Annotated in this window: 19 protein-coding genes; 7 read left to right on the top strand and 12 right to left on the bottom strand. The window is 67.2% G+C overall.

Annotated features, from left to right (window positions below):
* Both VGN66_RS00920 and VGN66_RS00915 read right to left on the bottom strand, forming a co-directional pair.
* Complete coding sequence (locus VGN66_RS00920; protein ID WP_327516986.1) at nt 1–1,122, bottom strand: NAD(P) transhydrogenase subunit alpha; 1,122 nt, start codon at nt 1,120–1,122, stop codon at nt 1–3.
* Nucleotide 1,123: 1 nt separating this feature from the next.
* Complete coding sequence (locus VGN66_RS00915) at nt 1,124–1,246, bottom strand: aa3-type cytochrome c oxidase subunit IV (protein WP_327516985.1); 123 nt, start codon at nt 1,244–1,246, stop codon at nt 1,124–1,126.
* A 161-nt stretch (nt 1,247–1,407) separates the two neighbouring features.
* Here VGN66_RS00915 and VGN66_RS00910 point away from each other — a divergent pair, with 161 nt between their 5' ends.
* The gene (locus tag VGN66_RS00910; RefSeq protein WP_327516984.1) at nt 1,408–2,838 is read left to right on the top strand and encodes a sigma-54 dependent transcriptional regulator; all 1,431 of its coding nucleotides are present in this window, start codon (nt 1,408–1,410) and stop codon (nt 2,836–2,838) included.
* 110 nt (nt 2,839–2,948) lie between these two features.
* Here VGN66_RS00910 and VGN66_RS00905 read toward each other — a convergent pair whose 3' ends face one another.
* Nucleotides 2,949–3,473, bottom strand: a complete 525-nt coding sequence (locus VGN66_RS00905; protein ID WP_327516983.1) for a cytochrome b — start codon at nt 3,471–3,473, stop codon at nt 2,949–2,951.
* 58 nt (nt 3,474–3,531) lie between these two features.
* Here VGN66_RS00905 and VGN66_RS00900 point away from each other — a divergent pair, with 58 nt between their 5' ends.
* Both VGN66_RS00900 and VGN66_RS00895 read left to right on the top strand, forming a co-directional pair.
* Entirely contained in the window at nt 3,532–4,281 is a 750-nt protein-coding gene (locus tag VGN66_RS00900) for an SDR family oxidoreductase (RefSeq protein WP_327516982.1), read from the top strand.
* Nucleotides 4,282–4,319: 38 nt separating this feature from the next.
* On the top strand, nt 4,320–4,862 hold the full coding sequence (locus VGN66_RS00895; RefSeq protein ID WP_327516981.1) for a hypothetical protein: 543 nt from the start codon (nt 4,320–4,322) through the stop codon (nt 4,860–4,862).
* Here VGN66_RS00895 and VGN66_RS00890 read toward each other — a convergent pair.
* Nucleotides 4,859–5,404 (bottom strand): DUF2306 domain-containing protein, encoded by a 546-nt coding sequence (locus tag VGN66_RS00890; RefSeq protein WP_327516980.1) that lies wholly within the window; start codon nt 5,402–5,404, stop codon nt 4,859–4,861. The genes VGN66_RS00895 and VGN66_RS00890 overlap by 4 nt on opposite strands.
* 163 nt (nt 5,405–5,567) lie before the next feature.
* Here VGN66_RS00890 and VGN66_RS00885 point away from each other — a divergent pair, with 163 nt between their 5' ends.
* Nucleotides 5,568–6,350: a LytTR family DNA-binding domain-containing protein gene (locus tag VGN66_RS00885; protein ID WP_327516979.1), complete on the top strand. Its 783-nt coding sequence runs from the start codon at nt 5,568–5,570 to the stop codon at nt 6,348–6,350.
* A gap of 6 nt (nt 6,351–6,356) precedes the next feature.
* Here VGN66_RS00885 and folP read toward each other — a convergent pair whose 3' ends face one another.
* Together folP and VGN66_RS00875 are read right to left on the bottom strand one after the other, a co-directional pair.
* Nucleotides 6,357–7,472 carry a dihydropteroate synthase gene (gene folP / locus VGN66_RS00880; protein WP_327516978.1) on the bottom strand — a complete coding sequence of 372 codons (1,116 nt, stop codon included), beginning with the start codon at nt 7,470–7,472 and terminating at the stop codon, nt 6,357–6,359.
* 19 nt (nt 7,473–7,491) lie between these two features.
* Entirely contained in the window at nt 7,492–8,637 is a 1,146-nt protein-coding gene (locus VGN66_RS00875; RefSeq protein WP_294015376.1) for a site-specific DNA-methyltransferase, read from the bottom strand.
* Between the two features lie 344 nt (nt 8,638–8,981).
* On the opposite strand from VGN66_RS00875, the gene VGN66_RS00870 reads away from it, so the two are divergent.
* Nucleotides 8,982–10,577 carry an isocitrate lyase gene (locus VGN66_RS00870; protein WP_327516977.1) on the top strand — a complete coding sequence of 532 codons (1,596 nt, stop codon included), beginning with the start codon at nt 8,982–8,984 and terminating at the stop codon, nt 10,575–10,577.
* Between the two features lie 77 nt (nt 10,578–10,654).
* Here VGN66_RS00870 and VGN66_RS00865 read toward each other — a convergent pair whose 3' ends face one another.
* From VGN66_RS00865 to glmM, 6 genes are all read right to left on the bottom strand, one after another.
* On the bottom strand, nt 10,655–11,293 hold the full coding sequence (locus VGN66_RS00865; RefSeq protein ID WP_327516976.1) for a ribonuclease HII: 639 nt from the start codon (nt 11,291–11,293) through the stop codon (nt 10,655–10,657).
* Nucleotides 11,286–12,077 (bottom strand): bifunctional hydroxymethylpyrimidine kinase/phosphomethylpyrimidine kinase, encoded by a 792-nt coding sequence (gene thiD, locus VGN66_RS00860; protein WP_327516975.1) that lies wholly within the window; start codon nt 12,075–12,077, stop codon nt 11,286–11,288. The genes VGN66_RS00865 and thiD overlap by 8 nt, the downstream gene beginning before the upstream one ends.
* A 500-nt stretch (nt 12,078–12,577) precedes the next feature.
* Entirely contained in the window at nt 12,578–13,453 is an 876-nt protein-coding gene (locus tag VGN66_RS00855; protein ID WP_327516974.1) for a 2-dehydropantoate 2-reductase, read from the bottom strand.
* Nucleotides 13,450–13,683: a DUF1272 domain-containing protein gene (locus VGN66_RS00850; RefSeq protein WP_224921733.1), complete on the bottom strand. Its 234-nt coding sequence runs from the start codon at nt 13,681–13,683 to the stop codon at nt 13,450–13,452. Before VGN66_RS00850 ends, VGN66_RS00855 begins: the two co-directional genes overlap by 4 nt.
* Nucleotides 13,684–13,830: 147 nt before the next feature.
* A complete protein-coding gene (locus VGN66_RS00845; RefSeq protein WP_327516973.1) occupies nt 13,831–14,409 on the bottom strand; it encodes a hypothetical protein in 579 nt (192 codons plus the stop codon).
* Between the two features lie 2 nt (nt 14,410–14,411).
* On the bottom strand, nt 14,412–15,752 hold the full coding sequence (gene glmM, locus VGN66_RS00840; RefSeq protein WP_327516972.1) for a phosphoglucosamine mutase: 1,341 nt from the start codon (nt 15,750–15,752) through the stop codon (nt 14,412–14,414).
* Nucleotides 15,753–15,823: 71 nt separating this feature from the next.
* Here glmM and VGN66_RS00835 point away from each other — a divergent pair, with 71 nt between their 5' ends.
* Nucleotides 15,824–17,086, top strand: coding sequence for a dicarboxylate/amino acid:cation symporter (locus tag VGN66_RS00835; RefSeq protein WP_327516971.1), 1,263 nt, complete (start codon nt 15,824–15,826; stop codon nt 17,084–17,086).
* Nucleotides 17,087–17,413: a hypothetical protein gene (locus VGN66_RS00830; protein WP_327516970.1), complete on the top strand. Its 327-nt coding sequence runs from the start codon at nt 17,087–17,089 to the stop codon at nt 17,411–17,413.
* Nucleotides 17,414–17,475: the final 62 nt, after the last annotated feature.

Raw genomic sequence — 17,475 nt, 5'->3', positions numbered from 1 at the left:
TCACCCGAGCAACCTCGGATTCACCACCTTGCCGCCCCGCGTCAGCCGGATCGCGTCGCCGATCTCTTCGTCCAGCACCGGCTTCCCCGCTTCCTTGTTCCAGAAGGCCGAGAGGAAGTTGTAGAGGTTGCGCGCGAACAGGGCCGAGGCGTCGCTCGCCAGCCGCGACGAGACGTTGCGGTGGCCGACGATCTTGACGCCGTGCTTCTCGACCACCTCACCCGCGACCGCGCCTTCGACATTGCCGCCGGCTTCAACCGCGAGGTCGACGATGACGCTGCCCGGACGCATCGACGCAATCTGTGCGTCGCTGATCAGCCGGGGCGCGGGGCGGCCCGGGATCAGTGCGGTGGTGATGACGATGTCCTGCTTGGCGATGTGCGACGACACCAGTTCGGCCTGTGCGGCCTTGTATTCGTCGCTCATCTCGGTGGCATAGCCGCCCGAGCCTTCGCCTTCAATTCCGGCGACATTCTCCACGAAGATCGGTTTGGCGCCGAGCGACTGGATCTGCTCCTTGGTCGCGCTGCGCACGTCGGTCGCCGATACCTGCGCGCCGAGACGGCGGGCGGTCGCGATCGCCTGAAGCCCGGCGACGCCGACGCCCATGACGAACACCTTGGCGGCGGACACGGTGCCCGCTGCGGTCATCATCATCGGGAAGACGCGGCCATATTCGGACGCGGCGTCGAGCACTGCCTTGTATCCCGCCAAGTTCGACTGGGACGACAGGATGTCCATCGACTGCGCACGGGTGATGCGCGGCATGAACTCCATCGCCAGCGCCTCGATCCCAAGCTCCGCATAGGCATCGACGCGGGCGCGCTCACCGAACGGGTTCAGTCCCGCGACCAGCCAGGCACCGGGCTTGATCCCGGCGAGCGTTGCGGGGTCGGCACCTTGCACGCCCAGCACGATGTCGGCATCGGCCAGCACGTCGGCGCGCGAGCCGATGGTCGCACCCGCCGCTTCGAAGGAGGAATCGTTTAGGAAACCGGTGTCACCCGCTCCGCTTTCGACGGCGACAACAGCGCCCAGCGAAACGAACTTCTTGACGGTTTCCGGCGTCGCGGAGACGCGCCGCTCTCCAGCGGCGGTCTCCTTGAGGACCGCGATCTTCACGTCAGGCGATCAGCCAGATGACGATCGCGGCGAGCACCACGCTGAGGATCGTCCCGACCTTCAACAGGCGCATGAATCCGCCATAGGTCGCTTCATGTGCCTTCATGTCGCCGCTCTGGGCCATGCGTCTTCCCCTAATAACGCTGTAATTGTCCCTGTCTTAGCTAGCGGTCGCGCGCCCCTCAACCCCTCTGCGCTTTAGTCAGGCTTAAGCCCGTCTTTACCCGACCGTCTTATGCAAGTGACCGAATTAGGGACAACCGAGACAGGTTGGGGGACTTTGAGATGACGCGCAACGGACAGCGCCAGCTGATGCTGATCGACGAGGAACCGGCGCAGCGCCGGTTGATCGCCGCGATTGCCGCGCGGCGCGGATGGCGTACGATCTTTGCCAGCGACCATGAAACGGCGGTGGCGACGCTGGGCACGCCCGACGGGATGGCGCTCGATGCGATCATCCTCGACAGCTGGGCGCCCGATTTCGACGCGGCGTCGCTGATCGCCGAGCTGCGCGCCAACCGGCCGATGCTCCCGATCCTGCTGCTGACCGCCAATGGATCGGTCGCGGCAGCGGTCAGCGCGATGCGCGCGGGGGCGACCGACTTCCTGGTCAAGCCGCTCGCCGCCGAACGGCTGCTCGCCGCGCTCGATTGCGCGGTGGGGGCGAAGGTCGCGGGTGAACTGCGCCCGCTGACCGAGAAGATGTCCGCGCACCTCGCATTCGACGAGATCGTCGGGTCCGCGCCGCAATTCCGCGCCGCGCTGGCGATTGCAGCGAAGGCGGCGCGGGCGCGCGTGCCGGTGCTGATCGAAGGTGAAAGCGGCGTCGGCAAGGAAGTGGTGGCTGAGGCCATCCATGCCGCGAGCCCGCGCCACAACAAGGCGGTGGTGCGCGTCAATTGCGGCGCAATCCCCGCCAACCTCGTCGAATCCGAGCTGTTCGGGCATGAAAAGGGCGCGTTCACCGGCGCGTTCGAACGCAAGATCGGCCGCTTTCAGGAGGCCGATGGCGGCACCATCTTCCTCGACGAGATCGGCGAGATGCCGCTCGAGGCGCAGGTCAAGCTGCTGCGCGTGGTGCAGTCGGGCGAGGTTCAGCCGATCGGCGCGCGCCATGCATCGCAGGTCGATGTCCGCGTGATCGCGGCGACCAACAAGACGCTGCTGACCGAGGTCGAGGAAGGCCGGTTCCGCGAGGATCTTTATTACCGCCTCAACGTCGTCCAGGTGACGATCCCGCCGCTGCGCGACCGCGCCGGTGATGTGCCACCGCTGGCGCGCCACCTGCTTGCCCGGATCGCGGAACAGCCGGGGCTGCGGCCGCTTGGTATTACCGACGACGCGCTGGCGCTGCTTGGCGGCTATGACTGGCCGGGCAATGTCCGCCAGCTGCAGAACGCGCTGTTCCGCGCCGCGGTGCTGTGCGACGGCGACGCGCTGACCCGCGCCGATTTCCCGCAGATCGCGCAGCTTGCGGGCGGACGTCCGGCGGGCAGTGCGCAATCGCATGGCGGCGCTGCGCAGGGGGCGGGGGTGACGCTGTTCAAGCCGGATGGAAACTTGCGCGCGCTCGAAGAGATCGAGGCCGATGTCATTCGCCTGGCGATCGGCCATTATCGCGGGCGGATGACCGAGGTCGCCCGCCGGCTCGGTATTGGCCGCTCGACGCTCTACCGCAAGCTCGGCGAACTGGGGATCGACCAGAACGCGGCGTAATCTCTAGGGACGGCACCGGCCCGCTCCCCCACCCGGCCACCCATCGAATACACTGTCGTTGGGTGGCCGGGTGGGGGAGCGGGCCGGTGCCGCCTACATCAAAATGCGCATTAGCGCCCTGGCAGCATCCGGCGGAGCGTGCCGTCGCGATCGACGAACTGGTGCTTGAGCGCGCCAGCGACGTGCAGGACGATCAGCGCGATCGTCAGATAGACGGCTAGCTCATGCGCCTCGCCGGTCAAATCGTGGAGTTCACCCGATTTGCCGAGCGGCAGGTCGAACCACGGGATGACCCCGAACAGGTCGCCAGTCCCGCGCCGTCCGGTCGACGCCGCCGCCCAGCCGAGCAGCGGCACGACCAGCAACAGCACATAGAAGGCGAAATGGGTGACCCGTGCCGCCATGCGCTCCCATGCGCCGAGGCTCGTCGCAAGGGCAGGCCAGGGGTGGGTCAGCCGCCAGACGAGGCGCACCCCGGTCAGCAGCAGGACGAGGATGCCGATCGACTTGTGCGTCTGAAACAGGACGGCGCTGTCCATCGTCAGGGCGATGACGATGTTGCCGATCAGCAATCCGGCGATCAGCCAGTGGAGCAGGATTGCGACGGACGAGTAACGATCAGCGGGTTCGCGCATAGAGTCCTCCAGGTCGCGCCCGCTTCGCGTCGGGGCCCAACGTCGTTATGCTACCGTGATGGCAGAGCGGTTTGAAGCGCGTAATATACTTATAACCGGCGCTGCGTCCGGCATCGGCCTGGCCGTGGCGCGGTTGCTGGCGGCGGAGGGCGCCGGGCGACTCATCCTGGTTGATCGCGATGCGGCGGCGCTGGGGGCGCTGGATCTGGGGGTAGAGACGCAACGCGTCTTGGGCGATGTCGCGGACGAGCGGATGTGGGATGATGTCGACCTGTCTGGGCTTGATCATGCGGTGGTCAATGCCGGGATCGCTGGCGCCGGGCCGATCGCGACGCTCGATTTCGCCGAGTGGCGGCGCATTCTGTCGGTCAATCTCGATGGCGCATTCCTGACGCTGCGCGCGGCGATGCGGGCGATGGCGGGGCGTGGGGGCAGCATCGTGCTGACCGCGTCGGCGGCGGGGATCAAGGCCGAGCCGGGCGTGGCCGCCTATGGCTGTTCCAAGGCGGCACTGATCCACCTCGCCAAGGTCGCGGCGAAGGAGGGGGCGGGCGACGGCATCCGCGTCAACGCGATTGCGCCCGCCGGGGTGGAAACTCCGGTGTGGGACGCGGTGCCGATGTTTGCGGAGCGCGTCGCGCAGATCGGTCGGGATGCCGCCTTCGCCGAACTCGCCGCAATGGCAACGCCGCTGGGTCGCTATGCCAAGGCGGAGGAGATCGCGGAGCAGATCGCGTTTCTGCTGAGCGACCAGTCAGCGTTGATCACCGGTACGACGTTGCTCGCTGACGGTGGTTACACGCTGTGAGGCTGGCGAAGCGGGCAGTGCATCCCATATAATCGGGCATGCTGCGCTTTATCGCCTTTGTCGCCGCCTTCCTCGCCCTTGCGGCGACCGCCGTGCTGCTTGTCACCGCAGGCGCGGCAGCGCTCGGTGCATGGTTCGGCATCCGCCGGTTGCGCACGAAGCTCGACCGCTATCGGCTGCGGCGCGGGCAGGCGGCGGATCCGGGCGATCCGCTGGAGGCGGCGTGGACGCTGGCCGCCGCTGAAGCCGATTGGGCGGTGAGCCGGGTAGCGGCGGCGCGGACCAGCTGTACGCGGCTGCTCGCCATCGCCGATGCCGATCCGCTCGCGACCGACGCGGTCGACTGGGCGAACGTCATACGCCGTCGCGTCCCCGACCTGGTTGCTGCGTGCATGGACGAGAGCCGCGACGCGACACCGATCGAGCGCCGTCGCAACCTCGACGATCTGATCGATAGCCTCGAAAAGATCGGCGCCGAGGCCGAGCGTCGCCGCGACCGCTTTCGCGACGGGCGGGTGAGCCCGTTCACGGTCCAGCGCACCTATGTCGATCAGCGCACGCGCCCCGGACCGCTGAACTAGCTGAACAGCCACGCCCCCATCAGGCGGTTTCCGGAAAAGGCGAAGATGCCCGGAATGATCAGCGCGCCGAGATAGAGGCCGAGCAGGTGGTTGCGGTGCTTGCGCATCTGGCCACGGCGCGCGCTGGCAACCGTCTGCCATGCTCCAATCAGCGTCAGCGGCACGAACAGGTGGATGAAGCTGAACTGCCCGTCATTGATGTGACGGATGAAGATCGCGGCCAGCGCGGTCGTTACCATCAGCGCGATCCAGATGCGGCCAAGCAGCTTGTGCCGTGCGCCGCCCTTGCGGGTCAGCATCAGGTATAGGCCCAGCGGCACTGCCGGGATCACCGTCGCGACATGGACGATCACGGCGAGCTGGCGGGCTGAACTATGGTCGATGGTCAGGCCCAGCGCCCACCGAGACAGTGCGACCACGATCGCCAGCGTCATCGCGCCACCGCTGAGCGCCACCAAGGCACGCCAGGTTGGGGACAGGTCGAATCCCCCGGCATGCGGGGGGCGGCGATGGATGGTGGCGTTGGTCATGGCGGCGTGCATGAATGGCTCCGTCTGGTTGTCGCGACAGGGCCTCGCCCGACCGGGCTGGCATCGCAATCGCGGTTGCGTGAGCGGGGCGCGCCTTTCGTGGACGGTGACGCAAATGCCTGTTCACGCATCGCGAACGGGCGATAAGAGGCGTCGGGTGAGCCAAGGGGAAAAGATGTCGACGGTGCGCCAGATCCTGATCGAGCTTGCGGTGATGGTCGCGATCGGAATCGTGCTTGCGCTGATCGGCCCGTTCGGCAGCTTCGCGGCGAGTTTCGGGTGGCGGCTGCTCTATTGGGTCCCGCTGATCGTGGCCGGCTATCTGATCTATCGCCCGATCGGGGCGGCTGCGAGCTGGCTCGGACACCGGCTACAGCTTCCGATCGGGCCGATGTGGGTGGCGGCGACGCTGGTCGCGACGGTGCCGATGACGGTGCTGGTCTGGGCGGCGAGCTGCTCCGGCACCTGCAAGGCCCCCGAGACTATCGACCGCGCATTGATGTGGTACGGGCAGGTGCTGGTGATCGGCGGAGCGGTGACGTTGCTCCTGTACCTGCGCAGCCCGCGCGGTGCGGGCGCGCCGTCGCCGGGGCATGGGGGTGCGTCGAACCCTGCTGGCGAGCCAGCGGTCGATATCGTGGTGCCACGTTCACCATTCATGGATCGGCTTCCGCCGCATCTGGGGACGACGCTGATCGCGCTCGAGATGGAGGATCATTATGTCCGCGCCCACACCATGCTGGGCAGCGATCTGATCCTGATGCGGATGCGCGATGCGATCGCCGAGCTTGCCGGGGTGCCGGGGATGCAGGTGCATCGCAGCTGGTGGGTCGCGCAGGCGGCGGTCGCCGCAGTCGAGCGCGACGGGCGGAATGTCAGGCTGGAGCTGGCGAACGGTCTGCGCGCGCCGGTCTCGCGTGAACGGGTGGCAGCACTGCGGGAGGCAGGCTGGATCTGATCCGCTTCAGCGCGGTTGGCCGACCAGCCCGTGGTCCTTCATGCCGCGCCATACCCGCACCGCCTGCACCGTCTCAGGCACATCATGGACGCGCAGCAGCTGACAGCCCGCTTCCGCGCCCTTGATCGCGAGCGCGACCGAGCCGCCGAGCCGGCGTTCGACCGGCGCTTCGTGATCCAGCGCGCCGATCATGCGCTTGCGGCTCGCGCCAAGCATGATTGGCAGGCCAAGCCCGTGGAACAGCGTGAGCCCGTTCATCAGCGCGAGATTGTCGGCGAGCGATTTGCCAAAGCCGATGCCGGGATCGATCAGGATATTGCTGCGCTGGACGCCGCCTGCAACGACCGCCGCGACCCGCGCCTCCAGCCAATCGAAGACTTCGATCAGCGGATCGCGATAGCCGCTGCCGCCATGGGGCGACTGGGCCGGGTCGGGTGAGTGCATCAGGATCACCGGGCATCCGGCGCGGGCCACGACCTCGATCGCGCGCGGATCATAGGCAAGCGCGGCGACGTCGTTGACGATATGCGCGCCCGCGGCGAGCGCGGCCTCCATCACCGCCGCCTTGCGGGTGTCGATCGACACGGGGACGCCGGATTTTGCCAGCCGCTCAATGACCGGAACGACGCGCTGAATCTCGTCGCCTTCCCACACAGCCTCGGCACCCGGACGCGTCGATTCGCCGCCGACATCGACCAGCGATGCGCCCGCCACCCCCATGTCGAATCCGGCCTGTGCGATTGCTTCCGGGTCGGCGCCATGTTTGCCGCCATCGGAGAAGCTGTCGGGGGTGACGTTGAGGATGCCCGCGACGAGCGGCTGGTCGAGCCGCAGCGTACGCTCGCCCGCGCGGATCACCGGGCGCGGTGCGGAGATGGCGGCGGCGAGGGTGCGCAGCCGTTCGGCTTGCGCGTCGGGCAGCTGGGTGAGCAGACCGGGCAAGCGTTCGACCGGTACCAGTTGCTGCGCGACGCGGCGCCCGCCCTCGGTCGCGATCAGCTCATAGGCAGCGAACCAGCTCAGGCCTCCGGCAAGCCGCGCGACCTGTCCGTCATAGCCGATCGGGCTATCGACCGGCGCGACGGGGCGGAGATAGAGGCGGGCTGAGGGGGGGAAGTTCATGCTCCCCCTCTAGCGCGGATCAGGGCTGCGTCGCGAGCAGATAGGTCTGGCGCAGGCTGTCGATCGGCTGGAGCCGCTCGCCGCCCTCATGGTGCCAGAAGGTCCAGCCATTGCACGACGGTGCGCCCTGCAGCGTCGCGCCGACCTTGTGGATCGACCCGGCAACGCCGCAATCGGTTAGCAGCGATCCATCGGCCTTCACCACCGCACGCCAGCGGCGCTTGGCGTCGCTCAGCACCGTGCCGGGCTTGAGATAGCCGGTTTCGATCAGCGTGCCGAACGCCACGCGCGGCGCCTGACGCGGCGCCATCATCGTGGTGACGGCGCTCTCGTCGAGCGGCAGCGCAGCGGCGATGCGCTCCTGCGCCGCCTCGACATAATTGCCCTCGCGCTCGATCCCGATCCAGTGCCGGCGCAGGCGCTTGGCCACCGCGCCGGTGGTGCCGGTGCCGAAGAACGGGTCGAGGATGATGTCGCCCGGCTTGGTGCAGGCGAGCATGACCCGGTAGAGCAACGCCTCGGGCTTCTGGGTCGGGTGGACCTTGGTGCCGTTCTTCTTGAGCCGCTCCTGCCCGCCGCAGATCGGGAATTCCCAGTCGCTGCGCATCTGAAGCTCGTCGTTGAGCGTCTTCATGCTGCGGTAGTTGAAGGTGTATTTCGACTTCTCGCCCATCGACGCCCAGATCAGCGTTTCGTGCGCGTTGGTGAAGCGGGTGCCCTTGAAATTGGGCATCGGGTTGGCCTTGCGCCAGATGATGTCGTTGAGGATCCAGAAGCCCAGATCCTGGATCGCCGAGCCGACCTTGAAGATGTTGTGATAGCTGCCGATCACCCAGATCGTGCCGTTGGGCTTGAGCACGCGGCGTGCCTCGGCCAGCCAGGCGCGGGTGAACGCGTCATAGGCGGACAGCGAATCGAACTTGTCCCAATCGTCGGTGACGGCGTCGACATGGCTGCCGTCGGGGCGGTTGAGGTCGCCGCCGAGCTGGAGGTTGTAGGGCGGATCGGCGAAGATCATGTCAACGGACGCGGCCGGAAGGGCGCGCATCGCTTCGATACAATCCTGCTGAATGATCGAATCGAGCGGGAGCACGTCGACCCAGCTGCGGGTGCGCACCTCGACCGCTGCCTGCGTCGCCTCAGCGACCTTTTCGATGACCCCCATTAACCACTCCAAACCCCGTTGAACCGGTGAAACGCCACGAACTCAGGACTCCGTCAAGCGAACATTGGTTAACGAAAAGGCTTGGGATTCCGTTAACTTGGTGGAACATTTCGGCACTTATCCACATGTTGAGTCCGGAAGTTATCCACAGGCACTAGGTTTGGGGTGTGGCGAAAAAGACTCGCCGGGACCGATTCCGGCGATCTGCGATCGGTCACAAATTTACAAAACGACACGCCCTTGCTCACTGTCCGACGACCTGGAGACCGAGTTGCGCGGTGATTTCATCGGTAATTGCCGGGCCAAGTGAATAGTCACACTCGCAATCCAAGCGAGGTGCCGCAATGACCTACCACGACGAGATCGCCCGGGCCGCCAAGCCCATCGACGCACAGCAGGGCCGCTGGGACGGCATCGATGCCGAATCAGTTGCGCGGATGCGGTTGCAGAACCGGTTCCGCACCGGCCTCGACATTGCGAAGTACACCGCCGGGATCATGCGCCGCGACATGGCGGCCTATGACGCCGATCCGGCGGCCTACACCCAGTCGCTCGGCTGCTGGCACGGCTTCATCGCGCAGCAGAAGATGATCGCGATCAAGAAGCATTTCGGCAGCACCAAGCGGCGCTACCTCTATCTCTCCGGCTGGATGGTCGCGGCGCTGCGCAGCGATTTCGGGCCGCTGCCCGACCAGTCGATGCATGAAAAGACCAGCGTCCCGGCGCTGATCGAGGAGCTCTACACCTTCCTCAAGCAGGCCGATGCTCGGGAACTGGGGATGATGTTCCGCGATCTCGATGCGGCGCGGGATGCCGGCAATGAAGTCGAGGCGGCGCGGATCCAGAATGCGATCGATAACTACGAGACGCATGTTGTGCCGATCATCGGCGATATCGACGCGGGCTTTGGCAATGCCGAGGCGACGTATCTGCTCGCCAAGAAGATGATCGAGGCCGGGGCCTGTGCGCTCCAGATCGAGAATCAGGTGTCAGATGAGAAGCAATGCGGGCATCAGGACGGCAAGGTCACAGTGCCGCATGAGGACTTCCTCGCGAAGGTCCGCGCCTGTCGCTACGCCTTCATGGAGCTGGGGGTCGATGACGGGATCATCGTCACGCGGACCGATTCGCTCGGCGCCGGGCTGACCAAGCAGATCGCTTACTCCAAGGAGCCCGGCGATCTGGGCGACCAGTATAACGCCTTCCTCGATTGCGAGGAGGTCACCGACCTGTCGGGCGTCAATGGCGATGTCGTCATCAACCGTGGCGGCAAGCTGATGAAGCCAAAGCGGCTGCCCAGCAACTTGTTCCAGTTCCGCGAGGGGACCGGGGCGGATCGCTGTGTGCTCGATTGCATCACCAGCCTGCAGCATGGCGCCGACCTGCTGTGGATCGAGACCGAAAAGCCCCATATCGAGCAGATCGCGTCGATGGTGGACCGGATCCGCGAGGTCGTTCCGAACGCCAAGCTGGTCTATAACAATTCGCCGAGCTTCAACTGGACGCTGAATTTCCGTCAGCAGGTGTTCGATGCCTGGGCGGAAGCGGGTCGGGACGTTTCGGCCTATGACCGGGCCAAGCTGATGAGCGTCGACTATGACGGCACGCCGCTGGCGGATGAGGCGGATGAGAAGATCCGCACCTTCCAACGGGATGCGGCGGCGCGGGCTGGTATCTTCCATCACCTCATCACCCTGCCGACGTACCACACCGCGGCGCTGTCGACCGACAATCTCGCCAGGGAATATTTCGGCGAGATGGGGATGCTCGGCTACGTCAAGGGCGTGCAGCGGCAGGAGATCCGGCAGGGCATCGCTTGTGTGAAGCACCAGAATATGTCGGGCAGCGACATTGGCGATGATCACAAGGAGTATTTCGCCGGTGAGGCCGCGCTGAAGGCCGGCGGGGCGCACAACACGATGAATCAGTTCGCGGCGTAAACGCCGTCACCATTTCCTGGGGAGGAAAGGAGGCCCGTCGTTGCACTCAGGTGCGGCGGCGGGCCTTTTCCGTCATGTCAAAGAGCGTGGACGACCAGCTGTTCGGCTGGGGGTCCAAAATCCAGTTCCGCCTGCGCCACCGGCGCGAAGCTGCGGCGGTGGTGGGGGGTGGGGCCTAGATTGCGCAGCGCTTCCTGATGGACGCGGGCGGCGTAGCCCTTGTTGCTGGCCCAGCCATAGCCGGGGTGGAGCGCATCGAGTTCGGCCATGATGCAGTCGCGGCGGTGCTTGGCCACGATCGAGGCGGCGGCGATCGACAGGCAGCGGGCGTCGCCGCCGATGACCGGCTCGCTGGCATGGGGCCAGTCGGGGCAGCGGTTGCCGTCGACCAGGACATAGGCAGGGGGCAGGTCGAGCGCGGCGACCGCGCGGGTCATCGCCAGCATCGTTGCCCACAGGATGTTGAGCCGGTCGATTTCCTCAACACTGGCGATGCCGATGCCGACGCGGGCACAGCCGAGGATCGCTTCGCACAAAGCGGCGCGCTTGGCGGCGGTCAGCGCCTTGGAATCGTCGATGCCGTCGGGGATGCAGGCCGGGTCGAGGATCACGGCGGCAGCGACCACCGGGCCGGCGAGCGGGCCGCGGCCGGCCTCGTCCACGCCGGCCACCGGGCCGCGAACGGCGTGGCGCAGCTCGAAGGTCAGGTCAGGCATCGTCGTCGTCCGCGCCATCGACCACGTCGAACGGCACCATGCCGAGCGCATGGCCGATCGGACCGTGGCCTTCGCCCAATCCCGGGGCGTTGAGGATCGCGAGACGGACGAAGCGCACGGCCTGAATGAACGCATCGCCGATCGACAGGCCCGAGCCGAGGCCGGTGGCAAGCGCAGCGGCGAAGGTGCAGCCGGTGCCATGGGTGTCGGGGGTGTCGATCCGCTCGGCCTCGATCTCCATCACCAGCCGGTCCTTGGGGGCGTAGAGTTGGTCGATGACCGTTGGCCCCTCCTTGTGCCCGCCCTTTTCGGCGAGGTGGCAGCCATAGCCGAGCACCGTCTGGCGCCCGCCGAGCGCGGTGAGCTCGGGAAAATTGGGGGTGACGACCGACGCGATCGTCATCAGCCGTTCGAATGCGACAATCGTATCCGGGTCGGCGAGCACCGATCCGCTGGTGGCGATCATCACCGGATCGAACACGATCGGGCAGTCGAGCGCTTCCAGCCGGTCGGCGACGGCGTTCGCGATCTCCGCCGATCCGATCATCCCGATCTTTACCGCGTCGCAGCCGATGTCGGAGGTCACGGCGTCGATCTGGGCCAGCACGATATCGACCGGCACCGGGTGGATGGCGGTGACGCCGAGCGTGTTCTGCGCGGTGATCGCGGTGATCGCGGTCGTCGCATGGCCGCCGAGCATGGTGACGGTGCGGATATCGGCCTGGATCCCGGCCCCGCCGCCGGAGTCGGAGCCGGCGATGATCAGGATGCGGGGGATGCTCATGGCGCGACTGTCCGGACGATGCTGACGAAAAAGGGGGTGTGTCGGGGCGACAGGACGGGTTCGCGTCGGGTTCCGGACCGCGACGCGACACCGACGCGACACCGGGGCGACATCCGGGCGACAGATGCGCAACGGCGACGCGACAGGCTGACAACGGGCGGGCGACCGGTTGGCGACGGGGAAGCGACGGTTGCTGGGCAGTAGCGCGACCGAAGCGCGACGCGGGCGTCAGGCCGATGGGGTCGAGGTTGGATGGTCGCGGACATTGTCGTCAAGCCATGACACAGGCGGGGGGCTGTAGGAAAGGGTGGGTGGCTATTCCTCCCCTGAGCTTGTCTCAGGGGAGGGGCACCGCCGCGGGAGGCGGTGGTGGAGGGGCGGCCGCGCAGACGGCCGTGAACAGCTCGGCAAAATTCCGCCGCTTGCAGCGGCGGCCCCTCCGTCATCGCTTCGCGATGCCACCTCCCCTGCGGGGCAGGGGAGGAATTGCTCCGAGCCTCCTAGTTGTCGCGTCCACTCTTCCTCAGCACCACATCGGCCATGCGGTTGAGCGGGGCGTCGATGCCGTGTTTCGCACCCAGTCGCGCAATCACGCCATTGCGGGCGTCGGCCTCGGTCGGGCGGGCCGCGAGGCGGTCGGCGTGGATCGAGTTGATCGAGTCCGCCGGGCCGCTGCGATAGCCCTCGACCACCTGATCGGGCAGGTCGTCGGGGAGGCTCGCGCCCTCGGCGCGGCCGACGGCGATGCATTCGCGGATCAGCGCGCGCATTAGCTCGGCGGCTTCATCGTCGCGGGCGATGCCGGCGGGCTGGAGGGTGAGGGCGTTGACGGCGCCGGCGCAGTTGACCGCGAGCTTGCGCCACGCGGCGGTCAGCCAGTCGTCGGTCAGGATCGTTTCGATCGGGCTGTGTGCGAACAAAGCGGCGAAGGCGTGGCCGGCGGCGTCGTTGGGGACGGTGAGGCTGCCGTTGCGGCGCTGAACGATATTGCCGGGGGCGCGGCGTTCGGCGGGGATGTCGACGATGACGGGCGCGATGCGCGCCGGGTCGAGGGTGAGGAAGCGGCTGTAATGCTCGACCCCGTTCTGGAGGATCGCGACGTGGGCGGTGGGGCCGACCAGATGGTCGAGCCAGGCCTGCGCGCCGGGGGCGTCATAGGTCTTGGTCACCACCAACACCCAGTCGGCGGGCTGGACGGTAGCGGGGTCGGTGAGGAGGCGGGGGGTGCTTTCGAGCACGCCGTCGGGGGTTTCGACCCGCAGCGTGGCGAACGGGGTGCGCGCGCACAGGGTGACGTCATGGCCCGGCGTGGCGATCAGCCAGGCGGCGATGCTGGCGCCGACCGCGCCGGTGCCGACGACGGCGATGCGAGTCAATTGTCGTTCCCGCTGAAGCGCCGCGCGGTGCTGGCTGGATATTTCTTGAGCGCGTCGCCGACGCGGGCCGGGCGGTCGAGCAGTTCGCCGCCGCAATTGGGGCAGGTCTCGTCCAGCTGATCGGCGCAATCGGCGCAGAAGCTGCATTCGAACGAGCAGATGAACGCACCACCCTGATCGGCGGGAAGATCGGTGCCGCAGCGTTCGCAGTCGGGGCGCATTTCGAGCATTTTGGGCTCCTTCTCCCCTCCCGCGTGCGGGAGGGGTCGGGGGAGGGGCTGTCCTCCCGGATGTCGGGAGTTTGACATGCCCTCCCCCAGCCCCTCCCGCAAGCGGGAGGGGAGTTATTGGCGCCCTCCCGCAAGCGGGCGGGGGATTTAGAGGGTATACACGTCCCGGCCGAAGGCTGGCGGCTGGTCGGTGGGGCTGGGGTGGTAGACCATCGCGATGGCGAGGCGCTCGCCGCCTTCGGGCAGCGGATCGACGCGGTGTTCGATCGCGCCGGGGAAGCAGGTGAACAGGCCGGGGCGGGGGGTGAGGCGCGCGCTGCGGTCCTCGCCGTCGCGGAAGGACAGCGTTCCCGCGCCTTCGGGGATCGCAGCGTAGAAGACGCCGGTGACGATGTTGGCGTCGCGGTGCCAGTCATTGGTTGCGCCGCCGCCGCGCAGGACGTTGAGCGTGGTCGCCGAACTCAGCCGGTTGCTGGCGAACACCGGCTGGCCCAGGCTGGTGCTGGCGAAGTCGCGCAGCACGCCGTGGTAGAGCGTCCAGAACCAGTCGAGCCGGGCGCGCACCATGTCACCCTCGACGATGGCGAAGCTCCAGCCGGGCGTGTCGATGATCGCGATCCGCTCAGGCGCATCGGCGAGCGCCGCGACCTGTGCCGCCCAGCCATCGGGCAGCAGGCCCTGTGCCGTGAGGTCGAGCGTGTGGAACGGTTGCCAGTCCGGCTCCACGCTTACGCCGCCGCCTTGCGCACCGCGTCGCAGATGCGGTCCACCACCGCCTCGACCTGCGCCATGTCTTCGCCTTCTGCCATCACGCGGATCACCGGTTCGGTGCCGGAGGGGCGGATGACGAGGCGGCCGACGCCCTCTAGTTCGGCTTCGGCGGCGGCGATCACGTCCTGCACCGCGCCGTGTTCGAGCGGCTTGCCGCCCGAGAAGCGGACATTTTTGAGCAATTGCGGCAAGGGATCGAAGCGGTGCAGCACTTCGCTGGCGGGGGCGCCGGCACGGACGATCTCGGCGAGGATCTGCAGCGCGGCGATCAGGCCGTCGCCGGTGGTGGCATAGTCGGACAGGATGATGTGGCCCGACTGTTCGCCGCCGACATTATAGCCCGAAGCGCGCATCTTTTCGAGGACGTGGCGGTCGCCGACCTTGGTGCGGACGAGGCCAAGGCCTTGTGCGGAGAGATGGCGTTCGAGGCCGAGATTGGACATGACCGTGGCGACGAGACCGCCGCCCGCGAGCCGCCCCTGCCGCGCCCAGCCGCCGGCGATCGCCGCCATCAGCTGATCGCCGTCGACCACCTGACCCTGTTCGTCCGCGACGATCAGCCGGTCGGCGTCGCCGTCCAATGCGATGCCGATATGCGCGCCCGATGCGACCACCGTCTCACACAGGGTAAGCGGCGCGGTCGAGCCGACCTGATCGTTGATATTCTTGCCATTGGGTGAGACGCCGATCGCGACGACTTCGGCGCCGAGCTCCCACAGCGCCGAGGGTGCGACCTGATAGGCGGCGCCGTTCGCGCAATCGACCACGATCTTGAGCCCGTCGAGGCTGAGATCGGCGGGGAAGGTTGCCTTGGCGAAGTGGATGTAGCGGCCCTTGACGTCATCGACGCGGCGGGCGCGGCCGATGTCGGAGGAAGGTGCGAGCGGGATGTCGGCGTCGATCAGCGCCTCGATCGCGGCTTCATCCTCGTCCGACAGCTTGAAGCCGTCGGGTCCGAACAGCTTGATGCCATTGTCGGCGTACGGGTTATGGCTGGCGGAGATCATCACGCCGAGGTCGGCGCGCATCGAATGGGTGAGCATGGCGACGGCGGGCGTGGGCATCGGGCCGACGAGCGTCACGTCCATGCCGACGCTGGTGAAGCCCGCGACCAGCGCGCTTTCGATCATATAGCCCGACAGGCGGGTGTCCTTGCCGATCACCACGCGGTGGCGGTGATCGCCGCGCACGAAATGCTTGCCAGCCGCCATGCCGACCTTCATCGCCATCGCCGCCGTCATGTGGCCCGCATTGGTCGCGCCGCGGATTCCGTCCGTTCCGAAATATTTTCTTGCCATATTCGTCCGCTTTGCAAGGTTGTACTGGTTTCTCGGAGGCGTGATAGCGCCCCTTTTTCGCAAGGGCGAGCATGTCGCAAGCAACCCGTATCTTCGTTGCACTCATTCTGGCGCTGGCCATCGGGGTCGTCGCTGCCGCGCTGGCGCCCGAGCGCGCGCTGGTCGCCGCCGAGTGGGTCCAGCCGATCGGCACGATGTGGCTGCACGCGTTGCAGATGACGATCGTGCCGCTGGTCGTGTCGCTGCTGATCACCGGCATTGCCGCGACGGCGGAGGCGGCGCGGGCGAGCACGCTGGCGACGCGGGCGTTCATTACCTTCATCGTGCTGTTGTGGATTTCATCGGCGCTGGGCGGAGCGATTGCGCTGGGGCTGTTGTCGGTCTTTCCGCTGGGGGCCGATCTCGGCACGGCGTTGAGCGAGGCCCTGGGTACCGCGCCGCCGACCGGCGAGATTCCGCCCTTCTCCGCCTTCCTTGTCGCTTTGGTGCCGTCGAACCCGATCGCGTCGGCGGTCAATGACGCGTTCCTGCCGATGATCCTGTTCACCACCGTGTTCGCCTTTGCGATCACGCGGTTGCCGGTCGAGGAGCGCGAGCGGCTGACCGGGTTTTTCCAGGCGATCGGCAATGCGATGCTGGTCGTGATCAACTGGGTGTTGTGGCTGGGGCCGATCGGCGTCGGGGCGCTGGCCTATGTCGTCGGCGCGCGGGCGGGGACGGCGGCGTTCGGGGCGCTGCTCCATTATGTCGCGATCCTGTGCACCGTCGGCGTGGTGCTGTGGCTGCTCGCCGTGCCGTTCGCATGGGGCGTGGCGAAGGTGGCGCCGGGGCGGTTCATCCGCGCGATCGTGCCGAGCCAGGTGGTCGCGGCATCGACGCAAAGCTCGCTCGCCAGCCTGCCGGCGATGCTGCGCTCGACCGAAGCGCTTGGCGTGCCGGTGGCGCGCGCGGGCGTGGTGCTGCCGCTGGCAGTGGCGCTGTTCCGCTGGACCGGGCCGGCGATGAACTTTGCGGTCGCGATCTATGTCGCGCACTGGTTCGGGATCGAGCTGACCGCGGGGCAGATCGCGGCGGGCTGGGCGGCGGCGGCGATCACGACGATGGGCGCGGTGGGGCTGCCGGGGACGATCAGCTTCGTCTCGTCGATCGCGCCGATCGCGATCGCGATGGGCGTGCCGATCGCGCCACTGGGGCTGCTGGTCGCGGTCGAGACGATTCCGGATATCTTCCGCACTTTGGGCAATGTCGCGATGGACGTGGGCGCGACGCGGGCGATTGCCGGCGAGGGCGAGGCGGACAGCGAGGCGGATGCGTTGTTGCGCGAGGGGGCTTGAGTGCTGATCGCCCTGCTCGCGGCCTTGGTCCTCAGTCCGCCCGCGGCGGCGAAGGCTGGACCTGTCGCCGTCCGATCCGTGCGGATCACTGCCTATGGACCGATGCCATCAGTGACTTCGGGCGTTCTTAAGGTGTTCAGGCGCGTTCATGTTGCTCACTCCGATGGCGCAGAGCAGGCGCTGTACTTTGTCCATCACGGTGCCGAGGGCTACCCAGCGCTGGGCGCGCAGTGCGATTTCATGGCCGAACCGCAATACGTCCCATTACTCGACGATCTGCCTGATGAGCCGGAGGGGCTTGTGATCCTTCACTCCAGCTGCAGCTGACGCGTCGATCAAGATAGCGCACAAAGACACGAAGCCACGAAGAAGGTGCACCCCCTTCGTGG

It is taken from the genome of Sphingomonas sp., assembly GCF_035998645.1.
Classification (GTDB): Bacteria; Pseudomonadota; Alphaproteobacteria; order Sphingomonadales; family Sphingomonadaceae; genus Sphingomonas.
This window is presented reverse-complemented; position numbering and strand designations above follow the sequence as displayed.